This window comes from Pseudomonas sp. 30_B, assembly GCF_017491605.1.
Lineage (GTDB): Bacteria > Pseudomonadota > Gammaproteobacteria > Pseudomonadales > Pseudomonadaceae > Pseudomonas.
In genome coordinates this window covers 43,685-62,599 of the sequence record NZ_JAFGYY010000008.1, presented here as the reverse complement: position 1 = coordinate 62,599, position 18,915 = coordinate 43,685, and the positions used below count along the sequence as shown (strand labels likewise).

Annotated in this window: 8 protein-coding genes; 4 read left to right on the top strand and 4 right to left on the bottom strand. The window is 64.9% G+C overall.

Annotated features, from left to right (window positions below; all coding sequences use genetic code 11):
* Positions 1-402: 402 nt before the first annotated feature.
* Together J5M67_RS10925 and J5M67_RS10920 are read left to right on the top strand one after the other, a co-directional pair.
* Complete coding sequence (locus J5M67_RS10925) at positions 403-2,013, top strand: ABC-F family ATP-binding cassette domain-containing protein (protein ID WP_207885332.1); 1,611 nt, start codon at positions 403-405, stop codon at positions 2,011-2,013.
* A gap of 176 nt (positions 2,014-2,189) precedes the next feature.
* Positions 2,190-2,636, top strand: coding sequence for an acetyltransferase (locus J5M67_RS10920; protein WP_207885331.1), 447 nt, complete (start codon positions 2,190-2,192; stop codon positions 2,634-2,636).
* 153 nt (positions 2,637-2,789) lie between these two features.
* Here J5M67_RS10920 and J5M67_RS10915 read toward each other — a convergent pair whose 3' ends face one another.
* Positions 2,790-3,146 (bottom strand): antibiotic biosynthesis monooxygenase, encoded by a 357-nt coding sequence (locus tag J5M67_RS10915; RefSeq protein ID WP_207885330.1) that lies wholly within the window; start codon positions 3,144-3,146, stop codon positions 2,790-2,792.
* Between the two features lie 73 nt (positions 3,147-3,219).
* On the opposite strand from J5M67_RS10915, the gene soxR reads away from it, so the two are divergent.
* Positions 3,220-3,681: a redox-sensitive transcriptional activator SoxR gene (soxR, locus tag J5M67_RS10910; RefSeq protein WP_207885329.1), complete on the top strand. Its 462-nt coding sequence runs from the start codon at positions 3,220-3,222 to the stop codon at positions 3,679-3,681.
* 80 nt (positions 3,682-3,761) lie between these two features.
* Here soxR and J5M67_RS10905 read toward each other — a convergent pair whose 3' ends face one another.
* From J5M67_RS10905 to J5M67_RS10895, 3 genes are all read right to left on the bottom strand, one after another.
* Complete coding sequence (locus J5M67_RS10905; protein ID WP_207885328.1) at positions 3,762-5,114, bottom strand: HlyD family type I secretion periplasmic adaptor subunit; 1,353 nt, start codon at positions 5,112-5,114, stop codon at positions 3,762-3,764.
* Between the two features lie 5 nt (positions 5,115-5,119).
* On the bottom strand, positions 5,120-7,282 hold the full coding sequence (locus tag J5M67_RS10900; RefSeq protein ID WP_207885490.1) for a type I secretion system permease/ATPase: 2,163 nt from the start codon (positions 7,280-7,282) through the stop codon (positions 5,120-5,122).
* A 163-nt stretch (positions 7,283-7,445) separates the two neighbouring features.
* Positions 7,446-8,804, bottom strand: coding sequence for a TolC family outer membrane protein (locus J5M67_RS10895; RefSeq protein WP_207885327.1), 1,359 nt, complete (start codon positions 8,802-8,804; stop codon positions 7,446-7,448).
* Between the two features lie 482 nt (positions 8,805-9,286).
* On the opposite strand from J5M67_RS10895, the gene J5M67_RS10890 reads away from it, so the two are divergent.
* The gene (locus J5M67_RS10890; RefSeq protein ID WP_207885326.1) at positions 9,287-18,838 is read left to right on the top strand and encodes a retention module-containing protein; all 9,552 of its coding nucleotides are present in this window, start codon (positions 9,287-9,289) and stop codon (positions 18,836-18,838) included.
* Positions 18,839-18,915: the final 77 nt, after the last annotated feature.

The window sequence follows — 18,915 nt, the reverse complement described above, 5'->3', positions numbered from 1 at the left end:
AATTTGGCACCGCGCGTCTCTTGCAGGAGCAACTGTCTTCTTCTGGACAATCTGTGCCGACACGCCCCCTCACCCCAGCCCTCTCCCAGAGGGAGAGGGGGCAGATCGTGCCAGCTGACGTCATGGTTTCATCCTGCACCGGACGGTCCCCTCTCCCGCTTGAGGAGCGGGGCGCGCAGCCAGGGTTAGGGTGAGGGGCTCTTGATCTCGTAGGAGCGGGCCATGCCCGCGAACCGGCCGGCAGGCCGGCGTTCCTGCCACGGGCGCAGGATTGTTATACTGCACCCTCATTTCACTTCGCGAGGTGTTCGTCCGATGCGCAATTGATGCCGCCGTGGTTTCACGGCCCGTTTCCGTCCCGGGTTCTGCCTGGGGGATTTCCGGCATCAATCTGGATGGCATATGACGAGCCCTCTCACCCTGGCGCTGCACGGCGTCTCGTTCCATCTGCCCAGTGGCGAACCGCTGCTGAGCGACCTCAACGAAACCTTCGACGATCGCCGCACCGCGCTGGTCGGGCGTAATGGCGCGGGCAAGTCCGTGCTGGCGCGCATCATGGCCGGCCAGCTGCAGCCCAGCGGCGGGCGCTGCCTGCGTTCGGGGCCTGCGCATTACCTGCCACAACGCATCGAACCGCAGGCGTTTCGCAGCGTGGCCGATCTTGCCGGCGTACAGCCCTTGCTGGATGCGCTGGCGCGGGTCGAGGCAGGCGGCGTCGACCCCACCGATTTCGAGTGCCTCGACGGGCGCTGGGATATCTGCGCGCGCCTGGAGGCCGAGTTGGCAGTCAGCGGACTTGGGCACCTGCGACCCGACACGCCGGCCGCACAACTGAGCGGCGGCGAGTGCACGCGGGTCGCGCTGCTCGGCGCCTGGCTCAGCGGAGCGGACTGGTTGATCCTCGACGAGCCGAGCAACCACCTCGACCGTGCCGGGCGCGAAGCGCTTCGTGAACAGTTGCAGCGCTGGCGCGGCGGGGTGGTACTGATCAGTCATGACCGCCTGCTGCTGGACGACCTGCCGCGCATCGTCGAACTGTCTTGCGCCGGGCTGCGCAGCTACGCCGGCGGCTACGGCTTCTATCGCGACGTTCGCCAGCAGGAGCAGGACAACGCGCAGCGCCAATTGCAGCACCGCAAGCTGGAGCGCGACCGGCAGCTACGGGCGATGCAGGAGCAGCGCGAGCGCCAGGAACATCGGCAGGCAAAAGGACGGAAGGAAGCGCGTGAGGCCAACCAGGCGAAGATCCTCGTCGACCGGCAAAAGGAGCGTAGTCAGGCCAGCATCGCCCGCCTGAACACCCAGCACGGCGATCGCCGCGAGCAGCTGGCGCGCGAGGTGCGGGAGGCATTCGGGCAGCTGCGCGAGGCGGTCGAGGTGGTGCTCAACGCACCGGACTGCGAGCTGCCCGAGCAGCGCGGCGTACTCTCGCTGGAGGCGGTACGCTTGCCGTTCGGCAATGCCGCGCCGCTGGATCTGCAACTCATGGGGCCGCGCCGCGTGGCGGTGATCGGAGGCAATGGCAGCGGCAAGTCGACCTTGCTCAGGATTGTGGCCGGCCAGCTGAGCCCCGTGTCCGGTGCGTGCGAGGTGAAGGTGCGCGGTGCCTATCTGGATCAGCATCTGACGGCGCTGCTGCCCGGGCGCTCGGTGCTGGAGCAACTGCAGGCGCGCAATCGAGTGGTGGGGCAGTCCGTGCTGCGCACGCGACTGGCGCAACTGGGATTGCCCGCCGCGCGGGTCGATCAGCCGGCCGGCGTGCTGAGCGGCGGCGAGCGATTGAAGGCGGCGCTGGCGTGCGAAATCTACGCGGAACAACCGGCGCAGCTGCTGTTGCTGGACGAGCCGGACAACCACCTGGACCTGGCGTCCCGCGAGGCGCTGGAGACCCTGCTGCGGCAATACAGGGGGGCGCTGCTGGTGGTCTCCCACGACGACGCGTTCCTTGCCCGGCTGGAACTGGAGGCGCGCCTGGAGTGCAGGGAAGACGGCTGGCGCTGGCACCGCGAGTGAGGCTTTACCCGCCGGGAAAGGCTGGTTAGGATCGACGTCCCTTCTTTTCCGGCTGCCTCTGCCGTGCTCCGCCCAGGCGTTGAATCGCGAAGCGGGCATTCATGCTGCCGACGCTCCTACGGCCGCCCACTGCTGGCGTGCTATTCCTTGTTGATCAGCTGAATCGGGATGATTTCATGCTCATTCGCCAACGCATCGCCGCGGACAATCCGCGCCTGCTCGACATCTGGCTGCGCGCCGTGCGCGCCACCCATCACTTCCTCCAGGCGTCGGATATCGACGCGCTGCTGCCGCAGGTCCGCGACCTGTACCTGCCCGCCGTCGAGGTGTGGGTGGCGGTGGACAGCGACGACCAGCCGCTGGGCTTCATCGGGCTCAACGAGAACCATGTGGAAATGCTCTTCATCGATCCCAAGGTGCGCGGCCAGGGCATCGGCACCCGGCTGCTCGATTTCCTGCGCGAGTCGCGCGACTCGCTGAGTGTCGACGTCAATGAGCAGAACCCGCAGGCGGTGGGGTTCTATCTGCACTACGGCTTCGTGCAGACCGGATGTTCGCCCACCGATGGGGAGGGGCGACCGTTCCCGTTGTTGCACATGAGCCTGCCGGGTGGCTCTGTGTAGGAGCGAGCTTGCTCGCGAACGGATTCGCCGGCCATTTCGGTGTTCGGGCGGTTCGCGAGCAAGCTCGCTCCTACAAAAAATGCGCCGCCGGGTCCCGGTACCGTGGGAGCGATTCCGCGCGCAGGGCGGAAATCCTTCGCCGCTATCGGCTGTTCACAGCGGGTGCTCCATCCCGGTCTCCCCGCTGCCGAATCGAATACTCCGCGCACCGAGCTTGAGCAGGCTGTCGGCGAACAGGTCACTGGCGGTGCTGCGGCAATCCCAGGCGGCTTCCCAGTCTTCCCGGCGGCGCCAGTGCAGGCGGCCGACCAGGCGTTGCGGTTCGCCTTCGGCGTGCAGTTCGCTGGTGAGGTAGCCGGGGCGCTGGTGGAAGAGTTGCTGGAGATGCTCCAGGTAGTCACCCAGTTTCGCGGCGATCTGTGCGCGCTGCTGCGGCGTCACGCCGATCTCGATCTGCAGGACGAAATGCGGATTGTCCACGCAGGTGTGGGTCAGGCTGGGCTGGGTCATGGTTCTTGGCTCCTGTCTTGAACCGAATGCCCGGCGAGGGTAAAACCTCAACTTAAGTTGAGGTCAATAGCCCATGAAAGAATCTTCTTCCTGTTCGCTCCATCGGGAGCTGAGTGTCGGCGAGCTGGCCAGGCGCGCTGGCGTGGCGGTTTCGGCCCTGCATTTCTACGAGGCCAAGGGGCTGATCAGCAGCAGCCGCAATGCCGGCAACCAGCGTCGTTATCCGCGCGACACGCTGCGGCGGGTGGCGGTGATCAAGGTCGCGCAAAGGGTTGGCATTCCCCTGGGGGAAATTGCCGCGGCGCTGGATTCACTGCCCAGGGGCCACAGCCCGACGGCGGCGGACTGGGCGCGATTGTCGGCGCGCTGGCGGGATGATCTGAATGAGCGGATCGAGAAATTGCTGTTGTTGCGCGATCAGCTGGACGGCTGTATCGGCTGCGGTTGTCTGTCGATGGAGGCTTGCCCGCTGCGCAATCCGGGGGATCGGCTGGCGGAGGAGGGACCGGGAGCGCATTGGCGAGGGGACGAGTGATGGAGGGTTCGCGAGCAAGCTCGCTCCTACAGGTGACGGTGCTCTTCATGTAGGAGCGAGCTTGCTCGCGAAAGTATGTCTCACCGCTCCCGCAACGCTTCCCACCGAGCCTTGAGCACCGGCTTGAGGATGTAATCGAGCACGCTCTTCTCACCGGTGATGATGTCCACCGTCGCCACCATGCCGGGGATGATCAGCAGCGGCTTGGCGTCGGTGCCCAGGTGGTTCTTGTCGGTGCGCACCTGGATCAGATAGAAGCTGTTGCCCTTGTCGTCGGTGATGGTGTCGGCGCTGATCAGCTCCAGCTTGGCCTTGAGCCCGCCGTAGATGGTGTAGTCGTAGGCGGTGAATTTCACCGTGGCGCTTTGCCCGGGGTGGAGGAAGGCGATGTCCTGCGGGCGCACCCGCGCTTCCACCAGCAGGTTGTCCTCCAGCGGGACGATTTCGATCATGTCGCTGCCCGGCTGCACCACGCCGCCGATGGTGTTGACCTTGAGCTGCTTGACGATGCCGCGCATGGGCGAGACCACCAGGGTGCGATTGACCTTGTCGTCGATGGCGCGGCTGGTGGCGGTGAGTTTGTTGAAGTCGGTACGGACTTCGTTGAGCTCCTTCAGCGCGTCGCTGCGAAAGCCCAGCTTCGACTCCTCGACCTTGCGCTGGATTTCGTTCACCGCCGCTTCCGCGCGGGGAATGGCCAGGCTGGTGGCGTTGAGGTCGCCGTTGATCTCCACGGCGCTGCGGCGCAGGCGCAGCAGCTCCACGGGAGAGACGGCGCCGCTTTTCACCAACGGCTCGGACATGTTGATCTCCTGCTGCACCAGGCCGAGGCTCGAGCGGTACTGCTGTTGCTTGGCGCGGAACTCCTGGAGTTCCTGGCTCTTCTGCCGCAGCTGTTCCTGGAGGATGTTCTGCTCGCTGTTCTGGCGCTGCTGGCGGGTCTGGTAGAGGGCCAGCTGGTCTTCCACCACCTGTGGAGCGTCTTTCTTCAGCGCATCGGTGAACACCGGTTCGCGGCCTTCGGCTTCTGCGCTCAGGCGCTCGACGCGGGCTTCGAGGGAGTTGCGGTCGGCTTCGGTTTCGCCCTTGTTGGAGACGAAGCGGGTGTCGTCCAGGCGCAGCAGCGGCTGGTTCTTGTTCACCACCTGGCCTTCGCGAACGAAGATTTCCGAGACGATGCCGCCTTCCAGGTTCTGGATGGTCTGCACCTTGGAGGAGGGGATGGCCTTGCCTTCGCCCTTGGTCACTTCCTCGATGTCGGCGAAATAGGCCCAGACGATGGCCACCACCAGCAGGGCGAAGGCTGCCCAGAGGGTGATGCGGGTGGCGTTGGGCGAGTCTTCCAGCAAGGTGCCCTGGACCTCGGGCATGAACTCAGTGTCGCGGGCGCCGTTGCCGCCGAGGTAGTCGCGGATCGATTGGGAGAACTGCATGGCGATTACCCCGCTGCCGGGCCAACGTGGCCCTTGCGCAATGCTTCGATGACCGCGTCTTTCGGCCCGTCGGCGACGATGCGGCCGCTGTCGAGCACCAGCAGGCGGTCGACCAGGCTGAGCATCGAGGTACGGTGGGTGACCAGCAGCAGGGTCTTGTCGCGGCAGGCTTCGTGGAGACGCTTGCGGAGGATTTCCTCGCTGCTGTTGTCCATGGCGCTGGTGGGCTCGTCCAGCAGCAGGATCGGCGGGTCGAGCAGCATGGCACGAGCCATCAGCACGGCCTGACGCTGGCCACCGGAGAGCAGTTGGCCACGCTCGCCCACCGGACGGTCGAAGCCGGCCGGGTGCTGCCGGGCCAGCTCGCTGACCCCGGTCAGCTCGGCCACTTCCAGCATCCGCGCATCGCTGATGTAGCGTGCGCCGAGGGTGAGGTTGTCGCGCAGGCTGCCGGCCAGCAGCGGCAGGTCATGGGCGACGTAGCCGATCTGCTGGCGCAGGTCGGCGACGTCGATCTGCCGCAGGTCCAGGCCGTCGAGCAGGATCTGTCCTTCGTCGGGCTGGTAGAAACCCATCAGCAGGCGGCCGAAGGTGCTCTTGCCGGAGCCGCTCTTGCCGATGATGCCGACCTTCTCGCCGGGCGCCAGGCGCAGGCTGATGTGGTTCAGGGCGGGGGTGGTCTGGCCCTGGTAGCTGAAACTGAGCTGGCGGACTTCCAGGGCGCCGTGCAGTTGCGTGCGTTCCAGCGGACGCTGGCGCGGCTGGCGCTCCTGCGGCAGGGCCATCAGCGCGTCGGTGCTGGTCATGGTCAGGCGCGCCTGCTGGTAGCGGGTGATCAGCCCGGCGATCTGCCCCAGTGGGGCGAGCACGCGGCTGTTGAGCATGTAGCTGGCGACCAGCGCGCCGACGCTGAGGTTGCCGTCGAGAATGCTGTAGACCCCGGCGCAGATCATCGCCAAGCCGGCGAACTGCTGCAGGAACAGGGTGCCGTTGGTGGCCAGGGCGGAGAGGAAGCGGGCGTGGTTGTCCAGGCGGGCGAGGGCGCCGTGGGTGCTTTCCCAGCGGTACTGGCGCTCGCTCTCGGCGCCGCAGGCCTTGAGGGTTTCCAGGCCACCGAGGGTTTCGATCAGCAGTGCCTGGCGCTCGGCGCCCAGGGTCAGGCTCTTCTGCACCGTGTCGCGCAGGCGGCTCTGGATGATCAGGGCGAAGACGATGGTGATCGGGAAGGCCAGCAGCGGGATCGCGATGAGCCAGCCGCCGAGCAGGCCGATGACCAGGATCATCAGCAGCGAGAAGGGCAGGTCGATCAGGCTGGTCAGGGTCAGCGCGGTGAGGAATTCACGCAGGCCCTGGAAGTCATGGATGCTCTGGGCAAAGCCGCCGACCGTCTCGGGCTTGGCCACCATCGACATGCCGGTGATGCGTTCGAACAGGGTCGCCGAGAGCACCACGTCAGTCTTCTTGCCGGCCATGTCCAGCAGGTTGGAACGCAGTACCCGCAGCAGCAGTTCGAACATCGTCCCCAGCAGCAGACCGGCGGCCAGCACCCAGAGCGTCGAGAGCGCCTGGTTGGGCACCACGCGGTCATAGGTCTGCATGACGAACAGCGGCACCAGCATGCCCAGCAGGTTGATCAGCAGGCTGGCCACCAGGGCGTCGGTATACAGCCAGCGCGACAGCCCGAGGGTGTCGCGGAACCAGGCTTCCACCCGCGGCACCAGCGGTTTGCGCGCGGCCTCCAGTTCGTGGCGCGGGCGGGCGAACAGGGCCTGGCCGCTGTACTGGGCGGCCAGTTCTTCGGCGCCGACGGACTGCTCGCCACCTTCGGTCTCGCAGGGCAGGATCAGCGCCTGGCCGTCGTCGCGCCATTGGCGCAGCACGGCGCTGCGGCCGTCGTTGAGCAGCAGCAGCACCGGCAGGTTGAGGCTGGAGATGCTCTTCAGTTCACGGCGCAGCAGGCGGCCTTGCAGCCCGGCGCGAGCCGCCGCACGGGGCAGCAGGCTGGCGGACAGGCGCTGGTCGGGCAGCGGCAGGCCGGCGGCCAGGGTGTTGCGGCTGACCGTGCAGCCGTGCAGGCGGCAGAGGATCAGCAGACCGTCGAGCAGAGGGTCGTCATGGCTCAGGCGTGGGTCGCCGGGCGCGGGTACGCCGCGCTCCTGGATGATCATGGTCACGCTACTTCCTCCCGGGCCCAGTCGCCGCCGGTCGCCCCCCGCGGGGTGCCGGCCTATCGCCGCACGACGGTTCCGCGCCCTCTGTCGTATCGCTTCACGACCGCCACCCCGGTGCCGGATGGCACGGGGGTACGGAGGGCGGCCGTGTGCGACTTTCTTATTTCAGATCAGGCAGGCGTGCCTCGTTCTTCACATCCGTGAGGGCCACGGCTTCGTGCGGCGCCACCACGTGCTGGGACTTGAGCAGGTAACCCATGCTGGCGAGCACGCGGTACATCGAGTACTCCTCGGTGTAGCGGACCTCGGTATAGCGGCGGTTGGCGGTGAACAGTTCGTTCTCGCTGTCCAGCAGGTCGAGCAGGGTGCGCTGGCCGAGGGTGAACTGCTGCTGGTACGCCTCACGCACCTTGCGGGTGTAGTCGGCGTATTCGCGGGCCGGCTGGGTCTGTTTCTTGGCGTTCTCCATCGCGTCCCAGGCCAGCGAGAGGTTCTCGTTGATCAGGCGCAGGGCGTTGTTGCGGATGTCCTGGGCCTCGTTGATCTCATGCGAGGTAGCGTTCAGGTGGGCCTTGTCGCGCATCCCGTTGAACAGGTTGTAGCGCATCACCACCTGGGCTTGCCACTGGTTGAAATGGCCTTCCTCGCCGTCGATGTTGTTGTTGGCGCTCTTGGCCAGTTCGGCGTCGAAGCGCGGGTAGAAGGGCGCCTTGGCGGCCTCGTACTGGGCTTCGGCGGCGTTCACGTCGGCCTGGGCGGATTTGAGCAGCGGGTTGTCGCTGAGCATGTTCTGCCGTGCCGCCAGCAGGTCCGGCGGTACTTCCGCCTTGACGGTGGAGGGAGACTCCAGCTGGTCCGGCATCCGTCCGGTGGCGCTATAGAAGCTGGCTTCGGCATCGGCCAGGTTCACCTCTTCGGTGTAGAGGTTGTTCTGCGCCAGGGCCAGACGGGCGATGGCCTGGTCGTTGTCGGCGGTGCTGCCGACGCCACGCTCGCTGCGCAGGCGGATCTGGTCACCGATGCGTTCGTGGGCCTGCAGGTTGTTCTTCGCCAGCGCCACCATCTCGCGGCGCTTGAGCACGTCGAGGTAGACCTCGACGGTGCGCAGGGCGGCGTTCTCCGAGGTGCCGAGGATACGGAAGGCCTTGGAGTTGACGTTGGCCTCGTTGCGCTTGACCTCGTTGGGAGTGCCGAAACCGTCGAACAGCATCTGCCGCAGGCGGATTTCGGACTCGCCGCGGTTCATGGTTTCGTCATTGTGGTCGCCCTGGGCGCGGGTGGAGGGACTGTCGGTGTTCTCCCGGCCGTAGCCGAGCAGAAGGTCGACGGTTGGAAGATAGCCACCCCTGGCAAACTTCAGTTCCTCGTCCGCAGTCAGGCGGCTGTTTACGCTCTGGCTGATTTCCGGGTGGTATTGCAGTGTGCTTTGTATAGCCTCGGTCAGTGTCATGGCCTGCCCATGGGCGCATGATGCTGCGATAAATACACCGCTCCATAGTGCCGCGTTACGACTGCGCATGGCTTTGCTCCTAGCGTTCTCTTACCTGTGATGCCCTTTGAGTCGCCAATTTTTTGGCTTTTTTCTCTTATCAAGCGTTTCACGCCTGTAACATCACAGCTAAGAACAACTTTCCAAACAGCTCAGAAGAATTTTTCACAAGACTTATTCAGAAAAAATCTTATGAGACATCTGAAAAGCAGCACATTGTTTAAGCCTGCAAGCCCCGGTATTTCCCGGGTATGGGCGAGGACGGTGCTTGTAAACGAAGCCAGGTACGGTTTGGAGCAGTTAGGGCGGGGACTACAGCAGAAGGACACGAAAAAGCGTCGTCGTAGTGACAAAAAAATGTCGCTGGCTTTTTGATGCTGAGACGCCACCAGTCCTTTTCGCCACCTTCGCAACTTTCTTCGCGCATCCGAATACACAAGCGTGCCTTGGCCTGTTTCGGATAGCTGCATGCCGGTGGAACCGGTTCAGGCAGTGGAGCGGAGGAAGGACTCATGGCTACGTTGATGGGTGTCGTCAGTAAAGTGGTCGGCGAAGTGTTTGCGGTAGCCGCCGATGGATCGCGTCGTCCTTTGAGCCAGGGAGACAAGGTGTTCGTTGGTGAACAGCTGGTCACCGGTGCCCATGGCTCTGTAGTGTTGAAAATCGCCGGCGGCGGCGAAATCACCCTCGGGCGCGACAGCTCCCTTCCCATGACCGCGCAGCTGCAGTCTGCAGCCCACCACTCGCAGGACGGCCAGCAACAGCAGGCTGTCACCCAGCAGCCCGCGACACCGACCAAGCAGGACATCACTGATGTGAAGGCCCTGCAAGCGGCAATCGCCGCTGGCGTGGACCCGACCAAGGCAGCCGAAGCCACCGCCGCCGGCCCGAGTGCCGGTACTGCCGGCGGTGCCAACGGGCAGCCGGGCGGTGGGCACTCCTTCGTACTCCTGACCGAGGTTGCCGGGCATGTCGGCCCGGAGATCGGTTTCCCTACCGGCCCGATCACCTGGGGCCCATTGTTCCCGCAAGACCGCGTTGCCGCGCCGCTCGATGAGGCGTCCAGCTCCGGTCCCGGTGCCATCAGCATCGGTGAAAATGCCTTGGGCGGCCCCGGTGGCGCGACTCAGGGCGGCAGTCTGAACTACGACTTCGGCTCCAATGGCGTCGGCGGTTTCACCTGGGGCACGGCCGGCCTGCCCAACCTGACGTCCGGCGGCGTGCCGCTGACCTACACCGTCAGCGCCGATGGCCATACGCTCACCGCCAGTGCCAACGGCACTCCGGTGTTCACCCTGACGCTGACCAACATCAACACCGGCGCCTTCGAACTCACCCTGCTGCAGCCGGTGGACCATCCGGGGGCGGGGCAGGACACCCTGACCCTCAACGTGCCCTACACCATCACTGACGGCACTGGAGGCACCAGCACCAGCAACCTGGCCGTCGGTATCGTCGACGCCCTGCCGAGTGCTGCGCTTTCCGCCAACGGTGGGGTGGACGGCGCGTTGCTGACCCACGACGCCGCTACCCTGGGCGTTGCGTCCGATAGCAACAGCGCCGATTTCAGCGCGGCCTTCCAGGTCAATGCCAACTACGGCGCCGACGGTGCCGGCAGCACCGTGCTGAGCTACAGCCTCCATCTGGCCGGCGCCGACGGCAGCAACTCCGGATTGACCAGCGGCGGCGCCGCCATCTTCCTGCACAGCATCGGCGGCGTGATCGTGGCGTCCACCTCCGCCAGCGTGGCCGGTGTCTCTGCGGCGAACACCATCTTCTCGCTGTCGGTGAACGGCAGCACCGGCGTGGTCACCCTGACCCAGTTCAGCGCGATCGACCATGCACAGCCGGGCAGCGACGCCAACTTCGCCGGCCAGCACGCCGTGCTCGACCTGGGCCTGGTGCAGTTGCAGGGCACGGTGGTGGTCACCGACCGTGACGGCGACACCGCTACGTCCTCCAGTACGCTGGACCTGGGTGGCCGCGTGAGCTTCGCCGATGATGGTCCGAGCATTGTGATCGGCCTTGGCGAGGGGCAGGTGGGAGCCCTGGTTACCCATGATGCGCTGACCATCGGTAGCGCTTCCGACAGCTCCACGGCCGACTTCTCCGGTGCCTTCACCATCACCCAGCAGAGCAGCGGTGCCGACACTCCGGCCTCGGTGGTGAGCTGGACCTATGCCGTGCACCTGGACGTTCCCGGTGGCAGCGCTTCGGGGCTTTCCAGCGGCGGCCAGGCCATCTACCTGTATCAGATCGGCAATCAGGTGGTGGGCAGCACTGCGAGCACTCAGGCTGGCGTGACCGCCGGCAACACCGTGTTCGGCCTGAGTGTCGACGGTAGCGGCAAGGTCACCCTGACCCAGTACGCCGAACTCGATCATCCCAAGCCGGGCCATGATCAGCAGATCTCTCTCGATACCGGTCTGGTCAGCCTGCAGGGCACCGCCAGCATCACCGACTTCGACGGTGACAAGGCCACCTCTTCGGCAAGCCTCGATCTCGGTGGCAAGGTGGCCTTCAGCGACGATCGCCCAAGCATTGGCGTTGGCGTCAATGGTGCGCAGGCGGGGGCTCTGGAGACCCATGATGCGCTGACCATCGGCGGCGCTTCGGACAGTTCTACGGCCAACTTCTCCGGCGTCTTCACCATCACCCAGCAGAGCAGCGGCGCCGACACCCCGGCCTCGGCGGTGAGCTGGAGCTACAGCGTGCACCTGGACGTTCCCGGTGGCAGCGCTTCGGGGCTTTCCAGCGGCGGCCAGGCCATCTTCCTGTATCAGGTTGGCAACCAGGTGGTGGGCAGCACGGCCAGCACCCTGGCTGGCGTGACCCCCGGCAACACTGTGTTCGGCCTCAGCGTCGACGGCAGCGGCAAGGTGACCCTGACCCAATACGCCGAACTCGACCATACCCAGCCGGGGCATGATCAGCAGATTTCCCTTGATACCGGTCTGGTCAGCCTGCAGGGCACTGCCAGCATCACCGACTTCGACGGTGACAAGGCTACCTCTACCGCCAGTCTCGACCTGGGCGGCAAGGTGACCTTCCATGACGACGGCCCTAGCATCCACGTTGGCCCCGGCAATGCCGAGATCGGTAACCTGGAAACCCATGATCACCTGACCATCGGTAACGCCTCCGACAGCGATACAACCGATTTCTCCGGTGCCTTCGCCATCACCCAGCAGAGCAGTGGTGCCGATACTCCGGCCTCGGCGGTGAGCTGGACCTATGCCGTGCATCTGGACGTGGCGGGCGGCACCGCCTCCGGCCTGACCAGCGGTGGGCAGACCATCTACCTGTACCAGATCGGCAATCAGGTGGTGGGCAGCACGGCGAGCACTCAGGCTGGCGTGACCGCCGGCAACACCGTGTTCGGCCTGAGTGTCGACGGTAGCGGCAAGGTCACCCTGACCCAGTACGCCGAACTCGACCATCCCAAGTCGGGCAGTGACCAGCAGATCTCCCTGGGCAGCGACCTGGTGAGCCTGCAAGGCACGGCGAGCATTACCGACTTCGACGGCGACAAGGCCACCTCTACGGCGAGCCTGGATCTCGGCGGCAAGGTGACCTTCGATGACGACGGTCCGAGCATCAGCGTGGGTCTCAGCAATGCCCAGGTCGGCGGTCTGGAAACCCATGATCACCTGACCATCGGTAACGCTTCCGACAGCGATACAACCGATTTCTCCGGTGCCTTCGCCATCACCCAGCAGAGCAGCGGTGCCGATACTCCGGCCTCGGCGGTGAGCTGGACCTATGCCGTGCATCTGGATGTCGGCGCGGGGACCTCCTCGGGCCTGACCAGCGGAGGGCAGACCATCTACCTGTACCAGATCGGCAATCAGGTGGTGGGCAGCACGGCGAGCACTCAGGGTACCGTGACCGCCGGCAACACCGTGTTCGGCCTCAGCGTCGACGGCAGCGGCAAGGTGACCCTTACCCAGTACGCCGAACTCGATCATCCCAAGCCGGGCAGTGACCAGCAGATCTCCCTGGGCAGCGACCTAGTGAGCCTGCAGGGCACCGCGAGCATCACCGACTTCGACGGCGACAAGGCCACGTCCACCGCCAGTCTCGACCTGGGCGGCAAGGTGACCTTCAACGACGATGGCCCGAGCATTACCGCCGATCTCAGTGGCGCACAGATCGCTGACCTGGAAACCCAGGACGCGCTGACTATCGGCAATGCCTCCGACCACGATACCGTGGACTTCTCCGGCGCCTTCACGGTCACCCAGCAGAGCAGCGGCGCCGATACTCCGGCCTCGGCGGTGAGCTGGACCTATGCCGTGCATCTGGACGTGGCGGGCGGCACCGCCTCCGGCCTGACCAGCGGTGGGCAGACCATCTACCTGTACCAGATCGGCAATCAGGTGGTGGGCAGCACGGCCAGCACCCAAGGTGCGGTGGATACCAGCAACACCGTGTTCGGCCTGAGTGTCGACGGCAGCGGCAAGGTCACCCTGACCCAATATGCCGAACTCGATCATCCCAAGCCGGGCAGTGACCAGCAGATCTCCCTGGGCAGCGACCTGGTGAGTCTGCAGGGCACCGCGAGCATCACCGACTTCGACGGCGACAAGGCCACCTCCACCGCCAGTCTCGACCTGGGCGGCAAGGTGACCTTCAACGACGATGGTCCGAGCATCAGCGTGGGCCTCGGCAATGCCGAGATCGGTAACCTGGAAACCCATGATCATCTGACCATTGGTAACGCCTCCGACACTGCGACGACCGACTTCTCCGGTGCCTTCGTCATCACCCAGCAGAACAGCGGTGCCGATACTCCGGCCTCGGCAGTGAGCTGGACCTATGCTGTGCACCTGGACGTGGCGGGCGGCACCGCTTCCGGTCTGAGCAGCGGTGGCCAGGCCATCTTCCTGTACCAGGTTGGCACGCAGGTAGTGGGTAGCACCTCCAGCACCTTGGCGGGTGTGACCCCCGGCAACACCGTGTTCGGCTTGAGCGTTGACGGCAGCGGCAAGGTGACCCTGACCCAGTACGCTGCTATCGATCATACCCAGCCCGACCATGATCAACAGATCTCCCTGGGCAGCGACCTGGTGAGCCTGCAGGGTACAGCGAGCATCACCGACTTCGACGGTGACAAGGCCACCTCCACCGCCAGTCTTGACCTGGGCGGTAAGGTGACCTTCGACGACGACACCCCGAGCAGCAACATCAGCCTCAGTGATGCTCAGGTCGGCAGTCTGGAAACCCATGACGCGCTGACTATTGGCGATGCCTCCGACCACGATACGGTGGACTTCTCCGGTGCCTTCACCATCACCCAGGAAATCGCTGGCGCCGACATCCCTGCCTCGGCAGTGAGCTGGACCTATGCCATGCATCTGGACGTGGCGGGCGGCACCGCCTCCGGCCTGACCAGCGGCGGCCAGACCATCTACCTGTACCAGATCGGCACGCAGGTGGTGGGCAGCACGGCGAGCACTCAGGCTGGCGTGACCGCCGGCAACACCGTGTTCGGCCTGAGTGTCGACGGCAGCGGCAAGGTCACCCTGACCCAGTACGCCGAACTCGATCATCCCAAGCCGGGCAGTGACCAGCAGATTTCCCTGGGCAGCGACCTGGTGAGCCTGCAGGGCACCGCGAGCATCACCGACTTCGACGGCGACAAGGCCACTTCCACCGCCAGTCTCGACCTGGGCGGCAAGGTGACCTTCGATGATGACGGTCCGAGCATCAGCGTTGGCTTGAGCAACGCTCAGATCGATGCGCTGGAAACCCATGATGCCCTGACCATCGGTGCCAACTCCGACCACGATACGGTGGACTTCTCCGGTGCCTTCACCGTCACCCAGCAAAATGCCGGTGCCGACACTCCGGCCTCGGCAGTGAGCTGGACCTATGCCGTGCACCTGGATGTCGGCGCGGGGACCTCCTCGGGCCTGACCAGCGGTGGGCAGGCCATCTACCTGTACCAGATCGGCAATCAGGTGGTGGGCAGCACGGCCACTACCCAGGGCGGTGTGCTTGCCGGCAACACGGTGTTCGACCTGAGCGTCGACGGCAGCGGCAAGGTGACCCTGACCCAATATGCCGAACTCGATCATCCCAAGCCGGGCAGTGACCTGCAGATCTCCCTGGGCAGCAACCTGGTGAGCCTGCAGGGCACCGCGAGCATCACCGACTTTGACGGTGACAAGGCCAGCGCCACGAAGAGCCTCGACCTGGGTGGCAAGGTCACCTTCGATGACGACGGTCCGAGCATCAGCGTAGGTTTGAGCAACGCTCAGATCGATGCGCTGGAAACCCATGATGCCCTGACCATCGGTGCCAACTCCGACCACGATACGGTCGACTTCTCCGGTGCCTTCACCGTCACCCAGCAAAATGCCGGTGCCGACACTCCAGCCTCGGCAGTGAGCTGGACCTATGCCGTGCACCTGGATGTCGGCGCGGGGACCTCCTCGGGCCTGACCAGCGGTGGGCAGACCATCTACCTGTACCAGATCGGCAATCAGGTGGTGGGCAGCACGGCCACTACCCAGGGCGGTGTGCTTGCCGGCAACACGGTGTTCGGCCTCAGCGTCGACGGCAGCGGCAAGGTGACCCTGACCCAGTACGCCGAACTCGATCATCCCAAGCCGGGCAGTGACCAGCAGATTTCCCTGGGCAGCGACCTGGTGAGCCTGCAGGGCACCGCGAGCATCACCGACTTTGACGGTGACAAGGCCAGCGCCACGAAGAGCCTCGACCTGGGTGGCAAGGTCACCTTCGACGACGATGGTCCGAGCATCAGCGTTGGCTTGAGCAACGCTCAGATCGATGCGCTGGAAACCCATGATGCCCTGACCATTGGTGCCAACTCCGACCACGATACGGTCGACTTCTCCGGTGCCTTCACCGTCACCCAGCAAAATGCCGGTGCCGACACTCCAGCCTCGGCAGTGAGCTGGACCTATGCCGTGCACCTGGATGTCGGCGCGGGGACCTCCTCGGGCCTGACCAGCGGCGGGCAGGCCATCTACCTGTACCAGATCGGCAATCAGGTGGTGGGCAGCACGGCGAGCACTCAGGGTACCGTGACCGCCGGCAACACCGTGTTCGGCCTCAGCGTCGACGGCAGCGGCAAGGTGACCCTGACCCAGTACGCCGAACTCGATCATCCCAAGCCGGGCAGCGACCTGCAGATCTCCCTGGGCAGCAACCTGGTGAGCCTGCAGGGCACCGCGAGCATCACCGACTTTGACGGTGACAAGGCCAACGCCACGAAGAGCCTTGACCTGGGTGGCAAGGTCACCTTCGATGACGACGGTCCGAGCATCAGCGTAGGTTTGAGCAACGCTCAGATCGATGCACTGGAAACCCATGATGCCCTGACCATCGGTGCCAACTCCGACCACGATACGGTCGACTTCTCCGGTGCCTTCACCGTCACCCAGCAAAATGCCGGTGCCGACACTCCAGCCTCGGCAGTGAGCTGGACCTATGCCGTGCACCTGGATGTCGGCGCGGGGACCTCCTCGGGCCTGACCAGCGGTGGGCAGACCATCTACCTGTACCAGATCGGCAATCAGGTGGTGGGCAGCACGGCGAGCACCCAGGCTGGCGTGACCGCCGGTAACACCGTGTTCGGCCTCAGCGTCGACGGCAGCGGCAAGGTGACCCTGACCCAGTATTCCGAACTCGATCATCCCAAGCCGGGCAGTGACCTGCAGATATCCCTGGGCAGCAACCTGGTGAGCCTGCAGGGCACCGCGAGCATCACTGACTTTGACGGTGACAAGGCCAACGCCACGAAGAGCCTTGACCTGGGTGGCAAGGTCACCTTCGACGACGATGGTCCGAGCATCAGCGTTGGCTTGAGCAACGCTCAGATCGATGCGCTGGAAACCCATGATGCCCTGACCATCGGTGCCAACTCCGACCACGATACGGCCGACTTCTCCGGTGCCTTCACCGTCACCCAGCAGAGTGCGGGTGCCGACAGCCCGGCCTCGGCGGTGAGTTGGACCTACGCACTTCAATTGAGTGCAGGCGTGACGCAGGGAAGTTTCTCCGGGCTGAGCAGTGGCGGCGCGGCAATTTACCTCTACACCATCGGTGGCCAGGTCGTCGGCAGCACCGCCAACAGCCTTGGGGCGGTGAGCGCCGGCAATACCGTCTTCTCGCTCTCGGCGAACAGCAGTACCGGGGTAGTCACCCTGACCCAGAACAGCGCAATCGACCATGCGCTGCCGGGCAGCGACAGCAACTATGACAGCCAACAGGCCATGCTCAATACGGGCCTGGTGCAGTTGCACGGTACCGCCAGCATCACCGACTTCGACGGTGACACCTCCACCTCCTCCACTAACCTCGACCTTGGCGGCAAAGTGACCTTCGCCGATGACGGCCCCTCGGTGAACATGCTGCCGCCCATCCAGAACGTCTTCGATGCTAAAGGCTTCCACCTGGACGGCATCCTGGACGTCAACTTCGGTGCCGACGGTCCCGGGGGCTTCGACCTCAGCGGCAACACCGCGCCCAGCGGCCTGCACTACGTGGTCACCAGCCTGGCGGGTGGCGGCTCCCTGTTGACTGCACTGGATGCCGGCAACAAGCCCTTCTTCACGCTCCAGGTCAATGGCGACGGCAGCTACAGCTTCGATGTGGTCAATTCGCGGCCGACTGCCCAGGTGGGGTATGACCTGACCAAGATCGTTGCCAGTGGGCCGGCACCTTCGTTCACCCTGACGTCGTCCGGACTCAGCGCAACCTTCACCACCACCACCGGTCACTTGGTGAACCCGTCAACCAATGGTATGGGGATTGACAACAACACGATCGATACCGGTGAGCAACTCAACATCGCCTTCAGCGATACCGTCTATAACGCGAGCTTCAAGGTTCAGAAGCTCTCTACCGGCGACACCCTCACTTGGAGCGTGCTGAGTGCGGCCGGGGCGCTGCTGGCCACCGGCACCTTCGTACCGCCGGCCGGTACCGGGGAGGGCGACACCACGACCTGGAACCTGTTGACCAATGGGCATTTCGTCACCGGTTCGGCTGCCCAACTGGTGGAGAGCGGATTCAGTACGGTGATACTGGGCAGCAGCGATGGCGATTACCGGGTCCAGACCCTGTCCGCCGACCGCGCCGTGCTGCCGCCGGACCTGGCGCTTAACTTCGGTGTTGGCGTCACTGATGGCGATGGCGACCATGCCAACCTGAATCTTGGCCTGGAAATGAATACCCCGACCCTGCTGGTGGTGGGTAGCAATGACAGCGACAGCGGCACCTCGACGGCCCAGCACACCATTCCGAATCCGACCGATGCCGACAAGAGCGGCGATATCGTGGGCGGCAACGGCAGCGATGTGCTGGTGGGGGACAAGGGAGGTACAGCGCAGCCGCTCGGGAATGACCACCTGGTGGGCGGTGCAGGCAACGATATCCTCTTCGGCGACTCCATCAACACCGATAACCTGAGCTGGGCAGGCCATGCCGCGGGCACTCACAACGGTGCCGGTCTCCAGGGACTGGTGGACTACCTGACCGCCACCAATGGCGGCACGGCGCCGTCCACCGCGCAATTGCTCAACTACATCGCCGCGCACGCCCCGGAGCTCAGTGCCGTAGGCGATAGCATTGGCGGCAATGACATCCTCGAAGGCGGGGCGGGCAATGACCTGATGTTCGGCCAGGGCGGCAATGACAAGCTGATTGGCGGTCCCGGCGACGACATCATGTACGGCGGCACCGGCGCGGATGAGTTCATCTGGAAGGCGGGCGACACCGGCCACGATGTGATCAAGGATTTCAACATCGCCGAAGGTGACACGCTGAACCTCACCGACCTGTTGCAGGGGGAGGCCGCCACGGCTTCGTCCTTGGCGCACTACCTGAACTTCTCGGTGACCTCCGGCACCACCAGCATTGGCGTCATGCCCACCGGCACCGGCCCAGTGACCCAGACCATCGACCTGGCCAACGTCGATCTGTCCGCCAAGTATGCCGGCCATGCGGGCAACGGCGTGCTCTCGTCGGGCGATACCCAGGCTGTGCTCAACGGCCTCCTGGGCGACCATGTGATCAAGACCGACACTGTCTGACCGCTGTCGCCTCGTACTCGAAACCGCCGCCTCCGGGCGGCGGTTTCGTTTGCGCCGGCCCAACGAGGCTGGAGGCA

Coding starts and splice junctions, on each gene's coding strand:
- J5M67_RS10925 (WP_207885332.1), top strand. CDS start 403: ATGACGAGCCCTCTCACCCTGGCGCTGCACGGCGTCTCGTTCCATCTG.
- J5M67_RS10920 (WP_207885331.1), top strand. CDS start 2,190: ATGCTCATTCGCCAACGCATCGCCGCGGACAATCCGCGCCTGCTCGAC.
- J5M67_RS10915 (WP_207885330.1), bottom strand. CDS start 3,146: ATGACCCAGCCCAGCCTGACCCACACCTGCGTGGACAATCCGCATTTC.
- soxR (WP_207885329.1), top strand. CDS start 3,220: ATGAAAGAATCTTCTTCCTGTTCGCTCCATCGGGAGCTGAGTGTCGGC.
- J5M67_RS10905 (WP_207885328.1), bottom strand. CDS start 5,114: ATGCAGTTCTCCCAATCGATCCGCGACTACCTCGGCGGCAACGGCGCC.
- J5M67_RS10900 (WP_207885490.1), bottom strand. CDS start 7,282: ATGATCATCCAGGAGCGCGGCGTACCCGCGCCCGGCGACCCACGCCTG.
- J5M67_RS10895 (WP_207885327.1), bottom strand. CDS start 8,804: ATGCGCAGTCGTAACGCGGCACTATGGAGCGGTGTATTTATCGCAGCA.
- J5M67_RS10890 (WP_207885326.1), top strand. CDS start 9,287: ATGGCTACGTTGATGGGTGTCGTCAGTAAAGTGGTCGGCGAAGTGTTT.